Annotated in this window: 18 protein-coding genes; 2 read left to right on the top strand and 16 right to left on the bottom strand. The window is 34.9% G+C overall.

The genetic code is table 11. The features are described 5' to 3' along the window. Positions 1–35 precede the first annotated feature (35 nt). From NBX25_RS05160 to NBX25_RS05150, 3 genes are read right to left on the bottom strand one after another with little or no spacing between them, the layout of a single operon-like run. Entirely contained in the window at positions 36–2,471 is a 2,436-nt protein-coding gene (locus tag NBX25_RS05160; protein ID WP_002981179.1) for an alpha/beta hydrolase family protein, read from the bottom strand. Continuing rightward, positions 2,471–3,859 carry a RagB/SusD family nutrient uptake outer membrane protein gene (locus tag NBX25_RS05155; protein ID WP_002981180.1) on the bottom strand — a complete coding sequence of 463 codons (1,389 nt, stop codon included), beginning with the start codon at positions 3,857–3,859 and terminating at the stop codon, positions 2,471–2,473. Before NBX25_RS05155 ends, NBX25_RS05160 begins: the two co-directional genes overlap by 1 nt. A gap of 10 nt (positions 3,860–3,869) precedes the next feature. Further along, complete coding sequence (locus NBX25_RS05150; RefSeq protein ID WP_002981181.1) at positions 3,870–6,881, bottom strand: SusC/RagA family TonB-linked outer membrane protein; 3,012 nt, start codon at positions 6,879–6,881, stop codon at positions 3,870–3,872. 664 nt (positions 6,882–7,545) lie between these two features. Here NBX25_RS05150 and NBX25_RS05145 point away from each other — a divergent pair. Beyond that, positions 7,546–7,803, top strand: a complete 258-nt coding sequence (locus tag NBX25_RS05145; RefSeq protein WP_002981182.1) for a hypothetical protein — start codon at positions 7,546–7,548, stop codon at positions 7,801–7,803. A gap of 679 nt (positions 7,804–8,482) precedes the next feature. Further along, positions 8,483–9,343, top strand: coding sequence for an arsenic resistance protein (locus NBX25_RS05140; RefSeq protein WP_002981184.1), 861 nt, complete (start codon positions 8,483–8,485; stop codon positions 9,341–9,343). A 520-nt stretch (positions 9,344–9,863) separates the two neighbouring features. Here the strand turns inward: NBX25_RS05140 and NBX25_RS05135 are convergent. From NBX25_RS05135 to NBX25_RS05075, 13 genes are all read right to left on the bottom strand, one after another. After that, complete coding sequence (locus tag NBX25_RS05135) at positions 9,864–12,401, bottom strand: multicopper oxidase domain-containing protein (RefSeq protein ID WP_002981185.1); 2,538 nt, start codon at positions 12,399–12,401, stop codon at positions 9,864–9,866. Positions 12,402–12,482: 81 nt separating this feature from the next. Next, on the bottom strand, positions 12,483–12,953 hold the full coding sequence (locus NBX25_RS05130; RefSeq protein ID WP_002981186.1) for a heme-binding domain-containing protein: 471 nt from the start codon (positions 12,951–12,953) through the stop codon (positions 12,483–12,485). A 1-nt stretch (position 12,954) separates the two neighbouring features. After that, positions 12,955–13,617 (bottom strand): DUF3347 domain-containing protein, encoded by a 663-nt coding sequence (locus NBX25_RS05125; RefSeq protein WP_002981188.1) that lies wholly within the window; start codon positions 13,615–13,617, stop codon positions 12,955–12,957. 36 nt (positions 13,618–13,653) lie between these two features. Next, on the bottom strand, positions 13,654–14,175 hold the full coding sequence (locus NBX25_RS05120) for a DUF305 domain-containing protein (RefSeq protein WP_002981191.1): 522 nt from the start codon (positions 14,173–14,175) through the stop codon (positions 13,654–13,656). Between the two features lie 10 nt (positions 14,176–14,185). Then, the gene (locus NBX25_RS05115; RefSeq protein ID WP_250253003.1) at positions 14,186–15,064 is read right to left on the bottom strand and encodes a DUF3347 domain-containing protein; all 879 of its coding nucleotides are present in this window, start codon (positions 15,062–15,064) and stop codon (positions 14,186–14,188) included. 217 nt (positions 15,065–15,281) lie between these two features. After that, complete coding sequence (locus NBX25_RS05110) at positions 15,282–15,473, bottom strand: hypothetical protein (protein ID WP_002981195.1); 192 nt, start codon at positions 15,471–15,473, stop codon at positions 15,282–15,284. Positions 15,474–15,756: 283 nt separating this feature from the next. Next, positions 15,757–16,977, bottom strand: coding sequence for a hypothetical protein (locus tag NBX25_RS05105; protein WP_002981197.1), 1,221 nt, complete (start codon positions 16,975–16,977; stop codon positions 15,757–15,759). Next, entirely contained in the window at positions 16,974–17,420 is a 447-nt protein-coding gene (locus NBX25_RS05100) for a Rieske (2Fe-2S) protein (protein ID WP_002981199.1), read from the bottom strand. The genes NBX25_RS05105 and NBX25_RS05100 overlap by 4 nt, the downstream gene beginning before the upstream one ends. Before the next feature lie 2 nt (positions 17,421–17,422). Beyond that, on the bottom strand, positions 17,423–18,625 hold the full coding sequence (locus NBX25_RS05095) for a di-heme oxidoredictase family protein (RefSeq protein WP_002981201.1): 1,203 nt from the start codon (positions 18,623–18,625) through the stop codon (positions 17,423–17,425). 398 nt (positions 18,626–19,023) lie between these two features. Further along, the gene (locus NBX25_RS05090) at positions 19,024–20,103 is read right to left on the bottom strand and encodes an endonuclease (protein ID WP_002981203.1); all 1,080 of its coding nucleotides are present in this window, start codon (positions 20,101–20,103) and stop codon (positions 19,024–19,026) included. Positions 20,104–20,422: 319 nt separating this feature from the next. Beyond that, positions 20,423–21,220 carry a phosphatase PAP2 family protein gene (locus tag NBX25_RS05085; RefSeq protein WP_123901653.1) on the bottom strand — a complete coding sequence of 266 codons (798 nt, stop codon included), beginning with the start codon at positions 21,218–21,220 and terminating at the stop codon, positions 20,423–20,425. 185 nt (positions 21,221–21,405) lie between these two features. Next, the gene (locus NBX25_RS05080) at positions 21,406–23,445 is read right to left on the bottom strand and encodes a heavy metal translocating P-type ATPase (protein WP_002981207.1); all 2,040 of its coding nucleotides are present in this window, start codon (positions 23,443–23,445) and stop codon (positions 21,406–21,408) included. A 43-nt stretch (positions 23,446–23,488) separates the two neighbouring features. Beyond that, on the bottom strand, positions 23,489–23,965 hold the full coding sequence (locus NBX25_RS05075; RefSeq protein ID WP_002981210.1) for an MgtC/SapB family protein: 477 nt from the start codon (positions 23,963–23,965) through the stop codon (positions 23,489–23,491).

Below are 23,965 nucleotides of genomic sequence, written 5' to 3'. Positions count from 1 at the left end.
AAAGTGAAGGATGCCTTTCGGCATCCTTCTTATTTTTATTCTGTCCATGCTGGTTTTTCTTCTCCTTTCAAATGGTGTCCTAACCATTCCATCGTTTTTTGAAAAAGATCCTTCGAACTCGACCTGGAAGCTATATAATGTCCTTCCTCTGGATATATGAGCAATGTAGCCTCTTTTTTATTTCGCTTAAGCCCGATATAAAATTCCATCGATTGCCCCCACTCAACATTCAGATCTTTTTTTCCTGTCCATAACAAGATGGGTCTTGAAACATTTTCCACATAATAAACTGGATTATTGCGGAAATAAAGTTCCTTATCTTCCAAAAAAGAAGTTTTTAAATTAAATTGTCCGTTTTCATACTGCCAATAAAGCGGACTCATATAATGAAAACTCATTGAAAAATAGGAGCGAACAATATCACTATATCCTGAACCTGCTATGTAGGTTGCAAATCGATTTGAATGGGTTGCAACAAAATTGGTGATGTAACCTCCGTGCGAATGACCAATCATCCCTATCTTATCAAAATCTATTGAATTGTAACCACTTATTGCATCAAGAGATTTATTCACGCAGTCCAGTGCCGATATGCCTGTTCCCCGTTTATCAAAAACAATGTCAGGCATATAAACGAAATATCCTTGTTCCAAAAGAGATCGGATATCAAAGCCTTCAGTTATATTTTGTTCCAAGAATACCGGGTATTCATTGCGTTTGTCACTTTGTATCTCATACACATGGACGATCAATGGATAGCGTTTAGATGGAATATAATTGAGAGGATAATGCAATGTCCCTTTAAGATTAGCATGCTCACTGTTTTGATAATGAATGGTTTCTATTCGAAAATCTGCTTGTGCTTTATCCCCTCTATTTGACTGATAAACTACCTTCTTTTTTTCTGACCTGCTCAAAGTGATCAATTGCTTAGGCAGATTATAGTTTTCTTCTGTAAAAACGTAACTGTTTTTTGAAATATCAGTTTTCTGATAAACCAGTTTTGAAGTGGTAGTTTTAATCAGAGGTAAATATTTTGTATTGGTTTTCTCATAAAATGATTTCACTAACGTAGATGGATCATAAACTTCAAACATAAAACTATTCTCATTAAGCCCTCGACTACGAAAATTGATTTCTAAAAGATAATTTAGAAAATTGCCTGAATAGTCATAGGTAAGAATCTTGTAAATTCCCGGTTCATCTCTGTAACTGAGTTTAAGATGATCTGTTTTTATATCGTATTCCCAAAGTCCCTCCGATCCGTCAAATATGATCTTGTTATTTTTTGTAAAATAGACATTGGCAAAAGAGTTATCTTTAATCTCTGTATACTGTAACGTATTAATATTTAATAGTTTCCAAAATTTATTTTTTTTATAAATTATATACTGACCACCCGGCGAATAAAAAGCGATTTCTTTTATCGTATCAACATATTTAAATTCTTCGTTTCTTTGATCAAATCTGTAAACTTTTGATGAAACCTGTTTTGTCGTATAATCCTGCATTTGGGAAAAGCTGAACGTCAAAAAATAGTTGTCATTATTGATATCTACGACTCTCTCTAGGTTCTTAGTTCCCAACTTAAGAATCTTTTTTTCTTCTGGTTGCCAAAGAAATTGACCTGGTACAGTATTTTTAAATTTCTGTATAAGATTGTTATCTGATGTTAACCAAACTTCAGGATCAGAAGATTGTCTTTTGACCTTTGTCTTTTCCGTAGTGATTATTATGCTTCCATCATTTCTTTGGTATCCGGTAGCAGAATTAAATTGAGGCTTTAGTACTTGCGCAAACTTGAATGTTTTTTTTGAAAACCCATTATAATATACAATGTCTTGAATGTTTCCATCTTTTTTTTCAAAAATTAGTAAAGAATGATTTCTGAGAAACTTTACACTAAATATAGTATTAGGTGTTTTGTACAAAGATACGATGCCATTATTTTTTAAGTCAACTAGGTCATACTCAGTTCCATTTTTAACTTGCATACAAATTGTATCATCATGAAAAAAAACGTTAGAAACTAATCCTATCTTATCCAGTAACTGTTCATTTTTCAAATCATAGACCTTAACTGTGTCAGAACTGTATAGTGCCAATAAATGATCTTTAGGAATCATTCCAAAGCTTTTACATGCAGGTAATTCCCATTGTTTATTTTTATTATAATCAAAAACTTCTGTATGGTCATTATACTTCAGCACTAGTCGGTCGTTACTCCACTTGTGATCTTGTACTTTTACTTTCTGATATTGCTTGTCGGGATTGTTCCGATTTACGATCACAAGAGTATCACTGTTGTCATCATACACTTTATAAAATGCCAGCCACTTGCCGTCTAATGAAGTATCTTTCAGATTAATGTCATAGTTATCATATTTTTCTCTCGATGCCATTTCACTTTTCTCCTGAGAAAATACTTGCTGGATTAAGAAAAACAATACGAATATTAAAAAAGTTTTCATCAGTACCCGAAATTTTGTGGATTAAGATTTGGATTAATGACCAGTTCTTTTTCCGGAATAGGAAAAGCACTGTGAAAAGTTTTCCAGCTGGGTTTTGTTAGAGGAAGCAAGGTTAATTTTTTAAATCTTTTTAGATCATAGAATCGATGACCCATTTCTGCAAAAAACTCATGTCTTGATTCTTCCATCATTTTATCAATGAGCCCATCTTTTGAAAGACCAAAAGGTAAAGGACTAAGTCCTGCTCGCTGTCTGATTTTGTCAACAGCTGCTTTAGCTTCAGATAGTTTATTCTGTTGAGCCATGCATTCAGCATATAAAAGGTACACTTCCTCAATTCTAAAGATGACGGAGTCTTCGGTCGAATTGGCATTGACAGGATTCTTATACTTCAATGGACGGAAATAGGTTTTCTGATTGATTACTGTAGAAATTATCCAAGCCTGCTTTCTTAAATCTCCTGTTTCAAAAGAATTGACTAAAGCATCTGACAGCGAAAAAGATGTTGGCAGACTTGTTGTAAAATTGAACATGATAAATTCTTTTGTCGCATCCGTTGAGTTCGCCGGCTTTAACTGCCACAAAATGTGCTTTCCTGTTTTAATAAAAACCTTACTTAAATCAGATTCCCAAGTGTAAAGCGGTGATTGAATAATCTGGGATAACAGAATTTCTGCTTCACTCCATTTGTCATCCATCATTAAAACTTTTGCCAGTAATAGCTCCGCCGTTTTTTTATTGATGTAGATTCTTTCCTGATTAGCATATTGGTCATTCAGAATACTAATGCTGCCTTTCAGATCATTTTCAAGATATGACATAAGTTGGCTCTTCGACATCTTTTTTAATTGACTGTTGTAAACATAATCCGTTGTATCGGTATACGGAATGTCATCAAAAATCTGTGACAAGTTGAAATATAAAATCGAGCGTATAACCGTAGCTTCTCCAATTAATCGATCTTTGTTTGCCTGTGAAATAGAGGTTGATTCCCTTACACCTTTAATAATTGAGTTTGCATAATAAATGTGTTTATATGCTCTCGACCAAAAATTGTAGATAATCGTATTGCTTGGAATCTGTACATTGTTGTAAATATCAACAAGACCATTCTGAACGTATGGGGAATAACAGTTGAGATCATCCGTATACGTTCCAAGAATAGCAGCTCCACCTGTCGCATCTCCTGAAATCATCGAGCTGCTCCAAAGTTCGGCGTACAGTCCTGCAAGGGCGGCATTGGCTGATGAGACATCTGCAAACACTTCCGTGTTTCCAATTTGATTATAGGGAAGTTCTGTATTGATAAACTGTTCACATGATATCGATCCCAACAGGACTAAGCTTATTGAAACACTTTTCAATGTATTGAATATATTATTTTTCATTTTTTTAATTTTAAAAATTAATCTGAGTTCCTATGGACCATGTTCTTAAGGGTGGTAAATATCCTGTGGCAACAAACTCTGGATCAAGACCGAAATAGTTTGTCCATATAATCACATTTTGACCCTGAACATAAATCATCACTTCAGAGATAACAGAATTTTGAAGGGGCAGCCTGTAATTAAGCTGGATATTTTTTAACCTTATCAATGATGCATCGCCAACAGCTGCTGTACTTCTCATAAAATTGGTATGCGCAGCATTTTTTGTTGCATTTACACCAGTGGTGTACGGCATGTAATAACCGTTTGGATTATTCACAGACCATACATCAGAAACCACCTGCGGTTGATTATTCATCGTTCCGGGAACTGACATATAGCTGTGGTAGTTATAATTTCTCTGCTTTGTAAACTGGAATAAGAAGGACAAATCCCAATTTTTATATCGTAATCTGTTAGACAACCCTCCATAAAATTTCACTGAAAGATCTTCAATACTTTTATTGTCATCAGGGGCTGAGATTTTACCGTCTCCGTTAACATCTGTAAATGAGTAAAGTCCCGTTAGTGGATTAACGCCCGTAAAATTGTACAGTTTTACAATAGATGTGCTGTAACCTACTACATACTGATTGGAAAAAGTGGATCCTTCCAGATTAGGAAATGCTAGAAGACGATTTTCGGGGATCGTAAGATTGAAATTGGATTCCCAAGTAAAATTGTTGGTTTTAATGGGTGTAGCTCTGAATTCAAACTCCCAACCTTTGTTCTCAACAGTTGCCGCTAAGTTAGCCTGAACGGATGTAAAGCCCGTAGTAGCCGGCAATGGAAGTCCAACGAGTTGATTATCTGATCTGTTTCTAAACCAGGAGATATTCATTCCAATAGCATCAGAAAAAAATGAAGTTTCAAGGGCAAATTCCAGCTTTTTTGTTTTTTCCCAGCTAAAGTTACCATTGAACAGCCTGGTGGGTACAAGCCCTACTACTCCATTATAAATACTTGATGAAGCTACTGAATAGGTGTCTCTGAATTGAGCATCACCAATATTATCACTTCCTGCAATACCGTAACTGCCTCTCAGTTTCCCAAAACTTAACCATTTTCTGTCTGCCAAAAAGTTCTCTTTGGAAAATAACCAGGCTGCTCCTATGGCTCCAAAGTTGGCGAATCTATTATTGGGTCCAAATCTGCTGGAACCATCTCTTCTTGCGGTAAGATTAACAATATACTTACTGTCAAATTGATAGTTTATTCTTCCGAAGGCTGCAATATATTTATAATCTGTGGAAATAATATCCGAGAATATTTTTGTTTTTGCTGCATTAATATTCATCATTAATGCATTGCTTTCAAATCCTGAACCCTGAATAGAAGACTGTTTTGACTCCAAAGAATTAACAGTAGCTCCCAGTAGAACACTGACTTTATTTCTTCCCAACACAAAGTCCCCGGTAATCTGTGGTTCCACGTTATATGAAAATGAGGAAAATGAACTCGTGAAGGTACTTGACCCATTTGAACTCGTAAAGTTAAAGGCAGGATTATACCTTGTATGAGGTCGCAGGTTAAATTCTTCAAAATTCTGATAATTGAATCCTGAATTAATGTTAAAATTAATGTTTGGAAAAAGCTGATAAGACACATTTAAACTGTTGCTGATCTGCTTGGTATCGTTTTGATAAGTAGCTAATGTTGATGCTATGGGATTGGTAAAGGTGTTATTTTGCCAATTCAATGAGCCATCAACATTATAAAGCGTAGGAGCATTGGGGCTCAAAGACAAACCGATATTGGTCATATCTTCATTAATGACATTATTGAACTGCTGCGAAAAATTATTTGCAAGAGCAATATTCAGCTTTTTATCTTTCGATCTGTGGGTAAATCCCATTGATAAAACATTATTCTTATACTGATAATCAGCTGGGTAAACCGTTGTCTGTTCATTATGGGTAACATTGATCCGGTAAGTCCATCCGTCTGAGCCTCCCGATAGTCCCACATTGGTATTCGACGTTGTTGCTGTTTTACCTGTTAATTCTTTCTGCCAATCGGTAGAGCGGGATTGATCCCATGCACCATTGATATCGTAAGCCGTAGCCGGCAACATTAAAATATTGTCATTGGCAAATGCAGATTTTCTCATCTGGATGTATTCTGCGGTATTCATCATTTTCATCCTTGATGCTACACTGCTGAAAGCCAGACTTGAATTAACCGTGATACTGGATTTATTCTTAATTCCTTTTTTAGTTGTAATTAAGATCACACCATTAGCTCCCCTGCTTCCATAAATAGCAGTGGCATCAGCGTCTTTTAAGATTTCCAGGCTTTCAATGTCATTGGGACTTATGCTATTCAACGGGTTGATATTTCTGAATGGTAAGATCTGTGCAGAAAATGTTGAGGTAACTGATGTGGCCATAGGCACTCCGTCTAAAACATATAGAGGCTGATTTCCGTCCACAGGACTATTGGATAGGGTTCTGAGACTGTTTCTTCCTCTGATCTGTACATCATAACCGCCACCTGCAACTCCTGTGCTTTGAGTAATGTTAACCCCTGCCATTCTACCCTGCGCCGCTGAAAGAACATTGGTGACTGGCTGATTCTCTATATCTTTTGCTGAAACTTTGGCGATACTACCGGTTCTTTCTCTGTCTCTAACCTTGTAGTAGCCTGCGTTGAGAATAACTTCTTCGATTCCCTTTACTTTCTGTTCTAAGCTGACATTTACGACGGTCTGATTATTTGCTGTAATTTTTACTTCTGCATAATCAGGATGTCTGAACAATAGGATGGGATTTTCTGTATTAACCTCCATTCGGTAGGTTCCGTTATTGCCGGTAATGGTTACTTGGTCGCTTCCTTCCTGAGAAATGACAACTCCCGAAAGTGGTTTGTCTGACGAAGTTACGGTACCGGAAATGGTGCGTGTTTGAGCCTGTGTATTGATACTTACTGTTGTCAGCATAAGGCCAAAGAAAATACCTCCTATATTGTAATAGGATTTTTTCATAGATTTGTAAAGGTTTTTAATTTAATTAATAACTGATTTCAGCTCTTTCCCTTAGGTCTCCAAACTGTATGGGAAGGGGCTTTTTCTTTTTTCTTCTGATTTTAATTTTGCTATTGTTGATTCATGTGGATAATGTAAAGACTTTCCTAATGCCCTTTGGTATGAAAAAGGACTGGTGAGGTTCTGCAAGCAGTGACCGCAAGGCACCGGAAAGAATTTAATATGAATGAAATCTGTGTCCCAAGTTGGCATTTTATTGCCTCAATAGGTTGTACCCTCCTATTGTATCGTGCATGATACTATTTTGTAAGCAGGGCTTAGATTGTAATGTAGAGTGAACGAACAGCATTGGAATTAAAAACAGCGTGGACTCACTACATCATCGCTTGTACTAGAGGTATCGCCAAACACCTTGCAACAAACTCCGTAAGTGAGCCCACGCCGAAGCGTGAGCTACTTTACTTATGGTCTCGTTGCATTTGTTTTGAAAATTGGCGATTTTCTAGTACGAGGTTCTAAGCAATAGCTTCTATAATTCTTTGAAGTATCGCAAAATTACTTTAATAAGTAATTTGTTCCAAATATAATAAAAATATTTATCATTACCGAATTCGGTAATGATAAATATTGTAATAAATGTGAAATTGCAATAAACAGTGCAATTATGAGTGAATTTAAGACTAACGAAATCAAGAAATTAGTCGCTGAAAGAATTAAAGAAATTAAAGGTGATATGCCTTATTCTAAAATTGCGGCCAAGTGCAATATTACCGCGGCGCGAATTAGTGATGTGTCAAATGATAAGATAGATTGTCAATTAAGCACTTTTATTGAAATAGCAACTGGTTTACGTATTCATCCTAAGGAGCTATTTGACATAGTTTTTGATTTTAAAGAATATTATTCAGAATTAGATAATTGAATCTTAATGAGAGTTTCGAGTTTATGGAAGGCTAAAAAAAATGAATGAATTATTTATATGTATTAGCAAACCTGAAGCAATTTTTAAATTTAATTGAATAAAAAACAATAATTATCTTAATATATGAAAATAATCGATGAACTTAAAACTGGAAACATTTTTGAGCTGGCAAATACGAGTCATATTCCTATCGAAAGTATATTTAGCACAAAAGATTAAAAAATCTCTAAGAATTCCATTTTGTCAATTTTATCTACTAAAGAAAATTACAATTATTCAAAACCGAAGTTAATTTGATGTTATTTTACCTACCCTACTAAATTGGATAAATCTTAATTTAAAACGTGTATATTTTCTAATAAGATTATTGAGAGGAGAGAACTAAAAAAAGTTTTTGCATATAAATTCCTTGGAACATACAAAGTTATTAAACTGAATAGAATGCTTTGATTTTTATACTTTTGCAATACCTGTCAATGGATGAAAAGGTAAAACTTAATTAAAAACTAAAGTTGTTGACGGTATTAAAACAGAATTGAATTTTAGTATTCAATCTAAAAAAATTTGCTATAACTAATGATTACTAAAGAAATACTCGAAAAAAGACAAATTGGTATATATATAGCCACACTTTTAATAAGTGCTATTATTGGACTGAATTGGGGTAATAGCAAAATTCTTGAGACACTATACAATTGAACCAGTTATTGGAATTTTGCTTTATAGTATGTTTTGTCAGATACCATTTTTGAAACTAAAAAAAACATTTCAAAATCCGTCTTTTTTTAAAGCTCTTTTACTTGGAAATTTCGTACTGATACCATTACTTGTTTGGGTTTTAATAAATATATTTCCTGTAACAATTGTAATTAGTGTTGGCGTTCTTTTAGTTCTTTTGACACCTTGTATAGATTATGTAATTGTATTTACGTTCTTAGGAAAAGGTGATTCTCAATCTGTCCTAGCTTCAACACCCTTATTATTTATCATTCAGATGTTGTTGTTACCCTTATTTCTATGGATTTTCTTGGGAAGAGAAGTAATCAACATAATCCAAATTACTCCTTTTGTTAAATCTTTTATTTACTTGATAATTATACCTTTTATATTATCAGTTTTAACGCAGACAGCTTCAAAAGCTAACAATAAAATAGGAAATACAATAATGGACTTTTCGAGCTGGTTGCCAGTTCCATTTATGGCGTTGACATTTTTTGTTGTTACTGCGTCTCAAATTTCATCACTTTACAATAATCCTGAACCGATTTTAACTGTTATCCCTATTTATATTGCATTTGCCATATGTGCGCCATTTATTGGTATGCTATCATCCAAAATATTTAAGGTAAATCTTTATGGAACAAGGGCAATAGCTTTTTCGACAAGTACGAGAAATTCATTAGTTGTTTTACCTCTAGCACTTTCTCTTCCTTCCCCCGATAATCAATTAGTTGGAGTGGTAATTGTAACTCAGACCATTGTAGAAATTCTCTTTGAACTGATTTATATCAAAATTATTCCTTACATTATAAGAAGATAATCGAATTAGCTTTGCAGTTAATTTGAAATCTTATTATATTTTAAAAAACGAGTTAAGAAGTTTCTTTGCATTCTATGCAAAAAACAAGGTCGCTTTGATTGTAAAAATTTAGATATTTGTATAAAAAAAAAAATATCTTGTCCTAAAAGACCAACAATTTTTCAGATATCTTAATAAAAACATCACAAAGTAATGATATCAAAACACTAATACATCTTTTTGTTTTTATATCTATACCTAGATTACTTATATACAACCTACATCTCTTTTACTCAAGCTAAGAAACAGTCTTCAGCTATCAATCTCGATAATTCTGTTTCTAATTTTGCAATATTTAACTATGAAATCAACTCATTTAGTTCCGAAACATTGATTTTTTTTTAAATCAAACAATGCACACAGATCAGCGGTTTTCTGAAACTGTTATTTGTTCTGAAAATAACTATGCATTGTTTGAATTAGTATAATTAAGGTTCTGTTATTGTAAACATTTTTAATAGTTCATTTTTCCAGCTGCTATTTAGTATGTAAATGCCATTCCTACACCAAAACCCATATCACTATCATAATGTGTACGGATACCAATGTTTTTGGTAATGATGTATCTAAGTTCTGCCATATATTCCATATCAGTGTTTACCATAAAGCCTGCTCTTAATCTTTTTGAAATCGGAATATCTTCACGCATTAATGACAGACGTACAATGCCATCGTGATAGACTTCTGCCTGAAAATTAACCAACATTGGCAAAGTGTACATAAAACCTAGACTAAAAGCTCTGCGTGTATCTTTTTCATTTTTCTGTCCAAATAAATTTGTTTCGTGCTCATCCATACCCATTTTTCGGTAACGCCAATCATAACCGATGAATGGCATAAACCATTGCATTTTACCAATGTATCTACCTAAGTGTGTTTCTACTTCATAACCGTGCATATCATTATAACCTAGACGCCATTCTGTACCTAAACTCCATCTTGCGTTCTGAAGCATTGCGTCACCATCATTTCCATTGGTTGCAAAATCATTCTGTGCCATAAAATGAGGCATATTACTCTCTCGCTGCAACATATTATATGCCTTCTCTTTGTCAGGTAAATTAGGATTTTGATAATCGTCCACTGCAAAAACTCTGTTCATTCCGGACATCATATGATAAAGGATATGACAGTGAAAAAACCAATCTCCTTCTTCATTCGCTAAAAACTCAATGGTATCTGTTTCCATCGGCATAATATCCAACACATTTTTCAGTGGAGATTTTTCGCCTTTACCGTTAATCACTCTGAAATCGAACCCGTGTAAGTGCATAGGATGTCGCATCATAGAATTATTATAAATGGTAATACGTAGAATTTCACCCTTTTTGACAGGTATTTTATCAACTTCTGAAAGAATTTTATTATCCATACTCCACACATAGCGGTTCATATTTCCGGTAAGTGTAAATTTTAATTCCTTTACCGGAGCATCTTTGGGAAGTTCTGTATTATAGGGCGATTGTAGCATTGCATAATTCAGGGTTTTGATTTCTCCTAAAGCATTTGCATTGTAACGGTTGGGGTCGTTATCCATATTCATACTCTCGTGCTTGCTATGGTCTGGTTTTTTCCCTGACAATCCCGTAATTTCAGGATACATCACAACATTCATATCCATTTGATTCAGGCTCATTTTCATTCCCATATCATCTAAATCACCATTCATCTTCATCATATCGTTCATCATCTTCATCCCTTCAAAATATTTCAATCTTGGAAGCGGTGATATTAATTGTTTGATACCATTACCCACAAAATAACTTGCTGATTGTGTGCGGTCTTCGGTAGTGGCCGAAAACTCATAGGCAACGCCGTCATCAGGAATGGTTACTACAATATCATAAGTTTCGGAAACTGCAATGATTAATCTATCAACCTCCAGAGGCTCTACATCGTTTCCATCATTGGCGACTACTGTAATTTTACCTCCTGCATATCGTAACCAAAAATAGGATGAAGCCCCGCCGTTTGATACCCTTAGTCTTACTTTATCTCCGGCTTTTAGTGCTTTTCCATCAACGGTTTTTAAATCGGTAGTAGGATTACCGTTGATTAATATCTTATCATAATAGACATCGCTTACGTCCATTGCCAACATACGTTTCCATTCATTGGTTAATTTTGTTTTAAAATGTCCTTCTCTAATAGCTTCCGCATAAGATTGTGTTGCTCCTTTTTTTATAGCCGCCCAATCGTTGGCATTATGCAGCATTCTATTAATGTTATTGGGATTTAAATTTGTCCATTCGCTTAAAATGATGGGCACAGTTGGCAAATCATCTATTCCTTCTCTAAAGGTTGTATCATCATCACGCTTTTTCATTATAAAACTTCCGTACATCCCAATCTGCTCTTGCAAGCCCGAATGTGAATGATACCAATGTGTACCGTGTTGGATAATTGGGAAACGATAAGTATAAGTTGTACCTGCCTTAATGGGCTTTTGAGTAAGCCAAGGCACGCCATCTTCCTTATTGGGTAAGAACACACCGTGCCAATGCAATGATGTGCTTTCTTTTAATTGGTTATGTACTACAATTTCGGCTGTATCGCCTTCAGTAAATGTTAATGTAGGCATTGGAATTTGACCATTTACGGAGATGGCTCTTTTTTCTTTACCTGCATAGTTTACAAGGGTATCTTTAACAAATAAATCGTAGCGAACAGTTTTTGGTGCAGTGGCTTCTACCCTTCTTTTTAGAGTTCGAGGCATTTCAATAGGCATCGACATATTCTGCATTTTGTCTACCTTTTTTGGCTGCTCCTTTGTGAGATTCGGCATTCCAACGTTCTCTTTGTTTGATGACTGTTTTACCGTTTTAGCCTTTTCTTTTATTAATTTCATACCACACTTTGGGCAGTTACCTGGTTTCGTGGCATGTATTTCGGGATGCATTGAGCAAGTATAAGTTATTTGCTGAAACTTTTCTTTACTCATATCCATAGCTTTCATATCTTGTGCTTGTAAACAGGAAAATGCAGAAAGGATGAATAATATTAGTGTTATCTTTTTCATTGATTATTTTTATTGATTTTAAAAAAATTGCATTTATGGCAACATTGCGTGGTTTTCTGCTTTATATTTTACGCATTGTTTTTAATTTATGGTCGAAAGGCTATCGGCTGTCTTGCTAATCCAATCTATGACGATTTTTTTTTGCCCCCGTGAAAGCTTTGCATTGCTATGCAATATTTTATAAGAAGCTAACGGCATTTCATCGTTTTTAATTTGGTTTGCTATTCCTTCCAATTTACTTATTTGCCTTCGCCTACCTAAATTGCCAAATTCACTAAAGTTTAATTTTTCTTTTCCTCTACCAATATGCCTTTTCATAAACAATGCCATAGGTTGAATATCCGAATACCAAATATTTCTTGTGTTGTTACTGTGGCAATCGTAACATGCATTTTGTAAAATGCTTTGGACATTTAATGGAACGTCATAAACTTTTTCAAAATCTGTTTCGTAAACCTGCCCCTTGTTTACATTGAGGGCAGGCTGGTAAAACTGTATAGCAATAAAAATAAACAGCACTATAGGCAAAATTATCTTTAATACTTTTTTCATTTTAGAATTCCTTTTTCACAGAACCGCAGGTAAGCATTTGGCTACCGTAATAAGGATTTTTAATTACCTTTGCTTCGCTAATCCAAACAGCTCCTTTACCATCATTATACATTGGGCAGAAGTCTTGATACAATTTTTGAGTAGAGCCAAACAATGTGATAAGGTCTGAAATATCTTTACTCATTAATGCCAAATGCTCTCGTTGGTGACCTATTTTTCCGGCATTGGCACCAATATGTTCGGCATGTTCTTTGGCATCGTCAGCAATGTCCATATATTTTTTGTACTTGTCGGCAGGAATGGCTTTCATATTTATCTGATTAAATGTTACCAATAATTGCTTACCTGCATTGGCTGCTGCTTTATCATTATCTCCTACAAGTGCATTTTTTAATGCCAAATAATCTTTTATTATGGGCGCTATAGAGAAGTTTTGAACCTTGTCTTTTACATCTTGTTTTTCAACTTTTTCCGTCATCGTGTCAATTGATGCAGTTGTACTTGCTGTATCGCTTAGCGTTTGTGTTTCAACTGGTAGATTTTCGGAATTAATACTAGTATCATTAGCTTTTGTTTCCGTATTTTTATTTGATGACTCGTTGCACGAAATTGTGGCAACTGCAATTGTAGCCGTTCCTATGATGGAGAATATTAAATTTTTCATTTTAATGATTTTAAATAATAATGTGTAATTTTTTTGTTATTTATTTTCAAATTCTTTAAGCTTTCGCTTCATAAATTCGATTTCTTCTGCTTGGGTTTTGAGTATGTCTTTTTGCAACTGTATCAGTTCGGGGTCAGTAAGGTTTGCTTTTTCAGACATTAATACTGCCGCTGCATGGTGTGGGATCATACCTTTTACAAATTCATTATCACCAACAAATAACTGCTTCCGAATACCAAACCATGAAAAGATACCTATTGCAGCTGAAAGTATGATAATACTCCAATTGATTTTCGTGTTTTCGTACATACCCTTCATTATCCATAATTCTATTATCAACATTGCAGAAACCATTAGCAAAGTCATATATAAATTATTAATGTTGGGTATAAGATTGTTTAATCCATCAATCATTGCATACATTATAAAATACATTGCTGCGAACATAACAACCGCCATAATTGCAAAGCGTTTGTACATTGCCAAAGAATGTTTAACACTATGTACTTCATTTTTAATACTAGGTTGCATTTCGTGTTTGTTTTCAATACCTTCCATAATTCCGTGGTTATTTGTTGTTTATGATTTCTTGTACGCTGCCACAGGTAAGCATTTTAGAGCCATAATATGGATTCTTAATCGCTTCTTCCTTGCTCAGCCAATTTGCTCCTTTCCCGTTATTATACATCGGGCAATGCTGATAATATACAGGGATCTCCTGCTTTGATGCCTTAGCCAACTCATACATATTCTTAGAAAGCAAAGCGAATGCTTCCTTTTGTTGTGCAACATTTTTAGAAGCAGCAATCTTTTCGGTATTTGAAGTCAAGTCTTTCATTACTTTCATCCAAACGGTATGCTCTTCGGTAGAAAGTTTTACCATTTCTATCGCTTTGATGGCTTTCACCAATTCGGCAGCTTTTGTGGATGAATTGCCTGCATCATTTTTTACCAAAGCATCTTTCACTGAAAAATAATTATCAAAAATAGTTTTCAATTGTGGTGCATTTTGGGCATCGGCAGTTTTTGTTGTTGCCATTTCGTTATGATTTGCGTGTTCGTTTTTCATATCCATACCTGCATCATTAGATTTTGCGACCGGTTTTAATTCCCTGCTGTATTGACAACATCCTGAAAGTTTAGCATACACATCATCCGGAGCTAAAAACTTTTCGCTGTCATAGCCTGCCAAAGCAATACGTTTCAATATTTCATCCTGATTGGTCTTACCGCTGTCATAAGTGAGTTTAGCTATTTTTGTGTCTTCATTCCATTCTACACTGGCTACCTTATTCACATTGCCTGCTTTTTCGATAGTGGCTTTACACATACCGCAATTGCCGTAAATTTTCACGGTTTCTGTTTTCGCATTCTTGAGTTGTGCGAAACTGTTTATTGATGATAGTAATACGGCGATTACCACCATTATTTTTGATAATGATTTCATTTTGAAAATTTTTAATTTAATAAGAAATACAAAAGGGGTGCGAAAACCGGATTTGGTTTTCGACAAGACATAACTTTGGCTGTAAAGCCTCCGTTTTAGCCTATTTTAGGTGGTTGCCAAATGGATGAGTAACCTAAAGTATAGTTGACTTGTTCAAACCCGAATTTTTGCTTTTTGTTTTCAGCAAAAGGGTCTGTTATATTTAAATCAAATGGTATTAGTAAGCTGACAAAAGATGAAGTAGTACTGCATCTGCAAGAGCTGTGTTTACAATTGCCATCGCAGTTGTTACCATCGTCACATTTTTTATCTGACTTGTACTTGCAACTGTCTTTGTAGTGCAATTTTTCAGATTTTTCTTTTGAGCAGGATTTTTTTTCAGTGCTTGTTGATTTTTTGGAACAGGCATAGCTTTGAAAGGGTATCAAAAAGAAACCCAAACAAAATAGTGTTATCACACTCGTATATATTCTTAAATTTTTCAACATAACAAATTTACAAATAAAAATATATTTTCAACAGCTTAGCTATATATATTTCAACTTCTTAGTAAAATTTCACCCAATGCTCTTGATTAAAAATTTAAATTATCCAATAAAAAATTGAAACTCTCATACTTAAATTCCTCACCTATTATTTCATTTTATCTTTTATATATAAGATATTTTTGCGTAAAAAATATCTCCCAAAAATTAAAAATAGGTAGAAATTCCGAAACTGAAGCCTGTCGTGGTTGATGAAGGATTTGCAAAAACATCTTTTTGTTTCTGAAATCTGTAATTAATTCTAAAAACAGTCTGTGCATTTGGTCTTAAACTAATTGCAGGCATTACACTCCATAGGTCATCTCCAATTTTGCTGTTATTTTCTCTAAAGTGGCCTACATTCCAATCTATATATTCAAAACGGCAAGCAACATTAACAACAGCTTTTTCCCAACTTAGAATTTTTCTTTTAACTACGGGTTGCACAATATCAATAAATCCTCCATATTGTCTATCCCCATATTGCTGTGTATAAGTTTCAGGAACATCTACTTTTACCCATGCCCATTCCGCAGTAATAAAAGTTCCCAAATTTGGAAGTGTATTATTATAATCCAATGCAAATACCCTTACACTTCTTTTATCATCGATCTGGAGACCATCATCCTGAAATTTATTATAAATACCTCCCATATAAGAAACTCCAATCTCTCCTGCTTTTTTATGTCTTGTAGCAATTTTGGCGGTTAAAAGAGGGATGCCACTGTTGATTTCTTCAAAACGTTCCGGATTACTTTTGGCAGCGGGCAAATAAGTTTTGTTCTGACTATTATCAATAATTGAATTATCAAAATTTCCGGAAAGATAGGCTTCATAGCCAATCATCCAATCTGCTTTATACATTTTTCCATATAACCCAAAGCCGGCGTTGCTAAATGTTGCAGGCAACATTTGTGTTGCTGATATAGGACGATCAGTAAATTCCCATTTCGGACCATCATGATTTTGGTTGAAAGCCCCAATTGGATTCATGATAATTCCTCCTCGCAAATTAAGCAGGGGATTGAGCTCCACATCAATGGCAGCAAATTCAATATTAATCTCTTTACCACCTTCTTCCCATTCTAGTTCACTAAGAAATTTTATTTTGGACGAAATTGAAGAAGATACGAAAAGTGTCGTTCTTCGTAATTGAAATTGATGTCCTTCTGATACGCCGTCGGTACTGATGTGCTGCCAGTTGACTTCTGCATAGCCTCCGATAGAGACAGGTACTTTTCCTAGGCCTAAGAAAGGGCGTGTGTAGACAGCATCCATATTTAAAGATTGGGCGCTGTCTGCAGGAATTCTTTTTAATAGCTCAGTATCGACCTGTGCTATGGTTGTTTGAAATATTAAAAATACAGTAAGGTAGAGGATTTTTTTCATACGGGTTTCTTTAAAGAAATTTTCAAAAAATCGAATTCTATGTACACCGGAAATTTTCTTAGTGCCCTATCAGCAGGGCCATTTTGTACATGCCCTTTATTGGTAAATTCGCTACCGTGTGCAGGACATTGGAGCTTGTCTCCAAACACTTGTAATTGGCTTCCCTGATGGCTACATTGCATCCATAGTGCCTCATATTCGGTTTCTGAAAAACGAAATACGCAGATAGGATATTTCAGGATATCATTTTGAATGATGACATAAGAACGTTTTTTATCTGGATATTTTGCTTCCACAAAATCTACCAAAGGCAATATAATGTAATCTTCTTCAATTGTTCCAGCAACTATTTTATTGCTTATACACCCTGAAAGAACGATAGGAAGTGCAGTAAGCCCCAAACAGGCAAAACCACATTTTTTTATAAATTCAAGTCTGTCCACTTTTATAATGATTTTAAAAATTTAATAATAGCTTCTTTCTCCTGAGATAATAACTGCATGTATTTATTTTTGCTATTTGTAGCTTCTCCACCATGCAGTTGTATAGCTTCCTCTATACTTTTTGCTCTACCATCATGCATTAAGAAATATTGCCCCCCTTGTGATTTTGGTGATAAACCCAGTCCCCACAATGCAGGAGTACGCCATTCATAGGTCTTTGCAGATCCTTCTGTATATCCATCATCCAAAGCATTGCCCATATCATGAAGCAATAGATCTGTGTATGGGTAAAACTTTTTATTTGATAATGCTGAAATTGAAGATGATGAAGTTTTTAATTCCGGGACATGGCATTTAATGCAACTTATTTGGGTAAATAGAGCCTGCCCCTGCTTAACACTATTGTTTTCTGGATCTCGTTGAATCGGCGTTTTTAATGTACGCAGATAAAATACGACATCTGCAATGGTTTTGTCAGAGACCTCTGGGTCAATGTTCATTCCTGAATAAACATCTTGAGGATTAAATGTTGAAGCAATGCCCATATCTTGATTATAGGCATTAACAGTCTGTTGAAGTAAGCTGTATGTGGATGCTTTTTTACCAAATCGTCCAATATACTTTCCTTCTTTTGGGATAGCAAAGGGGAATGGCGCTTGATACCCTGGAAGCACTATGTAATTTGGAACTCCTGAAATCCCATCATTATCTGCATCAAAAGGATCAGCCATTGCCAAGATATCTGTATCGGATACCAATTCAATAAAACCCAATCCTGTATTTGCAGGCGGAGTAAATTTGGAAAATGTCGCTCCGAAAGGAATTGTCTCCGGAGTAAAACCCGGTATCGCTCTATTCTGTAATTGGGGACCACCTAAATGTAAAAATAAATTACCTGTTTCGTCAACCTGCCCAAAACGAGTCAGCGTAGAAAAAGGTGTGCCCTTTCCGTCACCGGCATGACAACTGCCGCAACTTGTTGCTACAAATGTAGGCCCAAGCCCTTTTTCAACTGTGAAAATTTCATCATTAAAAGCTATATCTCCTTTTAAAAATTGCTGGTTTTCAGCATAAGACAAACCCTCAATTGGACCATCTAGTAATTCACCTTCGTCTATTGCTTCCGGATGAAGGTTATCACAAGCCTGCACGATAATAAAAACAAGATAGCAAAGTACAAAAACAGATAAATATCTTTTACTCACGATTATTTTTTTTACAAATATAAATAAATTGTTAGACTAATCTAACAATTTGTTTATATTAATCTAATTTTACTGTGATATTTAATCTGGATTTCGGTTTTTGAACTTTTATCTTATTTAACACAGAGTCATATTCCAAAAATTTTAAAAGAGTTCTACTCAGAGTAATCGTAATAGAAGATTTTTATAGTGTAAGAAACGGAGGTATAATTCTGTCCAAACTTTTTTTGGCGACGCATACAATTAATTACTAGATTAAAAAAGCAAAGAGGCTGTCCGAAAAGTTTGGACAGCCTCAATTTTTGCTGGTTTTATTTGTGCCCCAATACAGGAGGAGTATATGAATATTTGATTCTCAGAAGGTTTATCTGACTTTTAGGACACTTCCTTTTGCTTTTTTAATCTTCTATAATAAATTTTGTATTGCTATTATCTAATTTAAGAAAATAAACTCCTTTTGGTAGATTTTTCAAATTAACTGTATTCCCATTCTCAAATGGTTTTTCAATTGTTTGAACATTTTGTCCAGCAGAATTAATAATTAATGCAATTTTAAATTTTTTCAAATCTTTTTCGCCAGTTACTCTTAAGACATTTCCTCTAACTGGATTTGGAACAATGGTTAGATTTTTAGATATTGATGAAACATCATCTACACCCATATAAGCTCCCCAAATCAGCGCAACAAATTCAGGGCGGTCTATATATGGATTCCTATTTCCCTGATATGTGAAAGCTGCATTATTTCGTGCTATTTCAAAAGCTGAGACTGGATCTCCATCATTCCACGCAAGTAATTGTTTGAGTTCCCAAGTTTGAAGACCTGGAAATGCCACAGAGCCTAAAATGTTTCCATTGCTGAAACCAGAAAGTTGTGTTTCATATCTTGTTACAAAATATAAAATCATTCTTGCAATATCTCCCTTAAATTCATCTATTGGTTCAAAAACAGTACCTGCGTAGCCTGCGGAAGCCGAACTTCCTAATTTTGAGCCATTTAATGAAGTAAAAGAAACCGTTCCTACTTTTCCAAATGGGTAATTTGATCGCATTCCGTTTACTTTGCCATCAGTTGGTGTCACAAAATGGACATCAGATCTCATTGGTAAGTTTTGATTAAATAAGCTTTGTGGTACTACGTGCTCCCTGTTATAACAATCTCCTTCACTGCTGTAATTACCACACTGGTTAGAACCGTGGTTATAGTTGTATGGATCTGATCCAAGTGGATTTTCTGAATACATATCCATTACAGTTCCGTCGTTTTCATAAAAATAATCTCGGTCTGTAGTTTGAAATGCATTTAATAATCCTGCATACCCTTTGTCTTGGTGCCCATTGGTAATTATTGTTTTAAGTTTTGATTTTAGGGTTGCTCCAGAAAGACCTGCTGTTCCGTCATAATAATTCGTTGGTGCTTGTGCAGAGATTGTACAAAATACAAAGCCCGTCAAAAGATTTAGTAATAATTTTTTCATGCTAATGTTAAAAAATAAAAGGTTAATAAAAGTTGTTTGAATGAATTTTTGTTTGGAAAATATTGTTTGGAGAATACTTAAGTATTATTCAGAAAATGATACATTGTATTTTAACTATTTAGAGTGTGTTTGATGGTTAGATGGTCTGGGATGAATTTTTGTATACTTAACACTAAATTTATAAGTCTGATGTATTATTAGCAAAAGAAAAAAAAGGGCACAACATATCAGATAAAAGATATCCTTTGAGGAAACCCTATGTTTACTATTACGTATTGCTTTTCTTTTTAATGTCCTTTTAAAACTCATTATATTACTTTTAAAAGGACAATTGATAGTTTAGCCCCATCATATTCGTTTTATCAAATTTTTGATAAAATGGCGAAATCATCGAAGCAGACTTACCCTTGCTGATGTTAAACAAAGAATTGATTTTGGGATATAACCAATAAGCTAGTTCTGTTGACAATATCCCAACTCCAGCACCTGCAAATACATCAGTTACCCAATGTTTGTTATTGATTACCCGGTATACACTTGTAAAAACCGCAAATGAATATCCCGATATTCCAAGCCAGTAATTGGTGTCCTTATATTCACGGAATAAAAAGTGGGCAGTCGAAAAGGCAACAGCAGCATGTCCCGAAGGAAACGACATATTATTGGATTTATCAGGTCGCTCTTCTCCGATTAATTTCTTACTTGGAAGTACAATAGCCGCTGTCAAAGCCTGGCTGGTTGCAAAAATAATTGTTCTTTCTTTAAAATTATGTTTACCCTTCATCCCTGCTAAATTCAAGGCATACACCATTGCAGCAGGGACGTACTGTGTATAATTATCCAGTTTTGAATTGGACAAATTATGTTCGTTCACTTCTCCCCTAACATCACGATCTATTTCTTTCATCTGAGGAACAGCAAAACTGATGGCTCCGGCTGTAATCAAGCTTGCCGGGATAATTAATTTCTTGTAACTTAATTGATGATGTTTCAGATCAGATACCTCTAAAGAATCATAGTAATCTACAGTATTTAACTTCAGACTGTCTTGTGCTGAGGCTAAACAACAAATCTGCATCAATATTATGAGCATATATTTTTTGAATAAATTTGTCATGGGAATATGCATTTTGATTTAATTTCTGTAATTATTTCTGAACATAGTTATTGCTGTTCCGATATAAAATCGGAATAAAAACAATAGAATTATATTGATTTAAAGATTAGTTAGATATTGGAGGCTGGTTTAAAAACTTCATTTTATTTATTGAATTACAGTATTTAAAAAAATCTGAAAAGTAATTATTCAAATTTCATTTTCTGAATTCTTACGGCATTCAGAATAGCAATAAGTGAAACTCCTACATCAGCAAAAACAGCTTCCCACATCGTTGCCAGCCCTCCGGCTCCCAGAACAAGTACAATTGCTTTCACTACAAATGCTAGGATGATATTCTGCCAAACTATCTTTTTTGTCTGTTTGCCAATATTAATTGCAATAGGAATTTTTGACGGTTTATCATCCTGAATTACGACATCGGCTGTTTCAATAGTCGCATCACTTCCTAATCCACCCATAGCAATTCCTACGTCACTCAATGCAACCACTGGTGCATCATTTACCCCGTCACCAACAAATGCAACGCTCTCTTTTCTTGCTTTAATCTCTTTAACTTTATTGACTTTGTCTTCCGGAAGTAAATCTCCAAAAGCATTATCAATTCCTATCTTATGCGCAACATATTTAACCACACTACTCTTATCCCCACTGAGCATGGTCACCTTAACATTAAGATTATGAAGTTTTTTGATTGTAATCCCTGCATCTTCTTTTATGCTGTCTGCAATAGTAATAAGGCCAGCAAATTTTCCTTCATATGCTATTGCGATGATAGTATAAACAATTGTGGAAGGGTCAATATCATATTTAATATTGAATTTATCCATTAGCTTAAAATTACCTACCAACAAATCTTTTCCGTTCACAGTCGCTATAAGACCGTGACCTGCAATTTCTTCCGTATTCTCAAGATTGATAGAACTATCAATTTCTCCAACATACTCATGAATAGCGGTTGCGACAGGATGCGTTGACTTACTCTCCAGTGCATTTACCAGCTTAAGAATTTCGTCCTGGTCAAAACCTGGCAGAATTTTAACTTCCTGAACTTTAAAAACACCTTCAGTCATTGTTCCGGTTTTGTCCATTACAACGTTTTGTATCTCAGCAATTTTATCGAGAAAATTACTTCCTTTAAATAAAATCCCATTTCTGCTTGCGGCACCAATCCCTCCGAAATATCCTAAAGGAATCGATATTACCAATGCACAAGGGCATGAGATCACTAAAAATACCAGCGCACGATACAACCAATCTCTAAATACATAATCATCAACAATGAAATATGGTACAACGCAGATTAAAATTGCCAATAAGACGACTATAGGTGTATATATACGAGCAAATTTTCTGATAAAAAGTTCTGTAGGTGCTTTTTGTGATGTGGCATTCTGTACCAATTCCAAAATCTTACTTAATTTACTATCTTCGTAAGCAGTAGTGATTTTTACTTGTGCGACGCTCGTCAGATTGATCATTCCTGCTAAAACTGACTCCCCTTTGCTTTTCGTATCTGGTTTACTTTCGCCTGTTAAAGCAGCGGTGTTAAAGGATGCCGAATCACTTAGCAATTCACCGTCCAACGCTAATTTTTCACCAGGTTTCAATTGAATAATCTCTCCTATTTTAGCTTGTGCAGCTTTTATAGTTTTAGGAATATTATTCTCCAAAATTGTAACCTCATCTGGGCGCTGGTCAAGTAAAGCTTTAATATTACTCTTAGCCCTTGTAACTGCGAGAGTTTGAAAGGTCTCTCCTACAGCATAGAACAACATTACAGCAACACCTTCAGGATATTCTGCGATAATAAATGCGCCGACAGTAGCAATGGTCATCAGTAAAAATTCCGAAAAGACATCACCTTTTACGATACTTTCAATAGCTTCTTTTATAACAGGAAGGCCAACAGGAGCATAAGCAGCCACATACCATATTGTCCTAATCCATCCATTAAACCATTCAATTTTCACGTAATTATCAAATACTATTCCCGTTAATAGAAGCACCAGTGATATTACTGATGGTAAAAACATTTGAAAAATAGTCTTATCCGTGCTTCCGTGGTCGTGCCCGTCTTCATCGTTATGATCATGATCATGCCCGTCGTTCGCTGTATGTTTCGATTTTTCCAGGAGATTATCAGCCTTTTTATCAATCTTTTCCTCTTGTGCAGAGCAGCATAGCTGTTTGCCCTCTGCGTCATACTTGTGAATGTGTTCCATAATATTTTGATTAAATGTTTACATTTTTAAATCTTAAAGTAAGCTAAACGTCGTTTCCTTCATCATGCTTACTTTTGTTTGAAATATTACTTTTTATTATCTTTCTAAACCATGTGAATTTATTAAGAGATAATAATATGTAAATTAAAACGGTAGAAAATATAGCCAGTACATACATATTGAGAGCAACTGCAGAGCCGACTGCCGCCGTAGCCCATAAGGCAGATGATGTTGTCAGCCCCATAAGACTGTTGCTTTTATCCTTAAAGCTCAAACCTGCGCCGATAAAGCCGAGTCCCGTTGCTATCGCAGCGAGCATTCGTGCAATAGCAGATTTATCATCTGTAAGGTGAGATGCAATTGCAACAAACAGACACGAAGCCAAGGTAATTGCACCAAAAGTTCTGATTCCCGCATCTTTATGGGATGTTTCCCTCTCAAAACCTATAATACAACCTAATACTATTGACAAAAAGAGTTTAGCTGCAATAATTAACTCAAAGCGGAGATCCATATTCAT

This window comes from Chryseobacterium sp. Marseille-Q3244, assembly GCF_940807095.1.
GTDB lineage: Bacteria > Bacteroidota > Bacteroidia > Flavobacteriales > Weeksellaceae > Chryseobacterium.
The sequence above is the reverse complement of the archived record's forward strand: the minus strand, read 5'-3'. Positions and strand labels throughout refer to the sequence as shown.

Coding starts and splice junctions, on each gene's coding strand:
- NBX25_RS05150 (WP_002981181.1), bottom strand. CDS start 6,881: ATGAAAAAATCCTATTACAATATAGGAGGTATTTTCTTTGGCCTTATG.
- NBX25_RS05085 (WP_123901653.1), bottom strand. CDS start 21,220: ATGACAAATTTATTCAAAAAATATATGCTCATAATATTGATGCAGATT.
- NBX25_RS05135 (WP_002981185.1), bottom strand. CDS start 12,401: ATGAAAAAGATAACACTAATATTATTCATCCTTTCTGCATTTTCCTGT.
- NBX25_RS05125 (WP_002981188.1), bottom strand. CDS start 13,617: ATGAAAAATTTAATATTCTCCATCATAGGAACGGCTACAATTGCAGTT.
- NBX25_RS05075 (WP_002981210.1), bottom strand. CDS start 23,965: ATGAATATGGATCTCCGCTTTGAGTTAATTATTGCAGCTAAACTCTTT.
- NBX25_RS05110 (WP_002981195.1), bottom strand. CDS start 15,473: ATGCCTGTTCCAAAAAATCAACAAGCACTGAAAAAAAATCCTGCTCAA.
- NBX25_RS05130 (WP_002981186.1), bottom strand. CDS start 12,953: ATGAAAAAAGTATTAAAGATAATTTTGCCTATAGTGCTGTTTATTTTT.
- NBX25_RS05105 (WP_002981197.1), bottom strand. CDS start 16,977: ATGAAAAAAATCCTCTACCTTACTGTATTTTTAATATTTCAAACAACC.
- NBX25_RS05090 (WP_002981203.1), bottom strand. CDS start 20,103: ATGAAAAAATTATTACTAAATCTTTTGACGGGCTTTGTATTTTGTACA.
- NBX25_RS05115 (WP_250253003.1), bottom strand. CDS start 15,064: ATGAAATCATTATCAAAAATAATGGTGGTAATCGCCGTATTACTATCA.
- NBX25_RS05155 (WP_002981180.1), bottom strand. CDS start 3,859: ATGAAAAATAATATATTCAATACATTGAAAAGTGTTTCAATAAGCTTA.
- NBX25_RS05080 (WP_002981207.1), bottom strand. CDS start 23,445: ATGGAACACATTCACAAGTATGACGCAGAGGGCAAACAGCTATGCTGC.
- NBX25_RS05145 (WP_002981182.1), top strand. CDS start 7,546: ATGAGTGAATTTAAGACTAACGAAATCAAGAAATTAGTCGCTGAAAGA.
- NBX25_RS05160 (WP_002981179.1), bottom strand. CDS start 2,471: ATGAAAACTTTTTTAATATTCGTATTGTTTTTCTTAATCCAGCAAGTA.
- NBX25_RS05120 (WP_002981191.1), bottom strand. CDS start 14,175: ATGGAAGGTATTGAAAACAAACACGAAATGCAACCTAGTATTAAAAAT.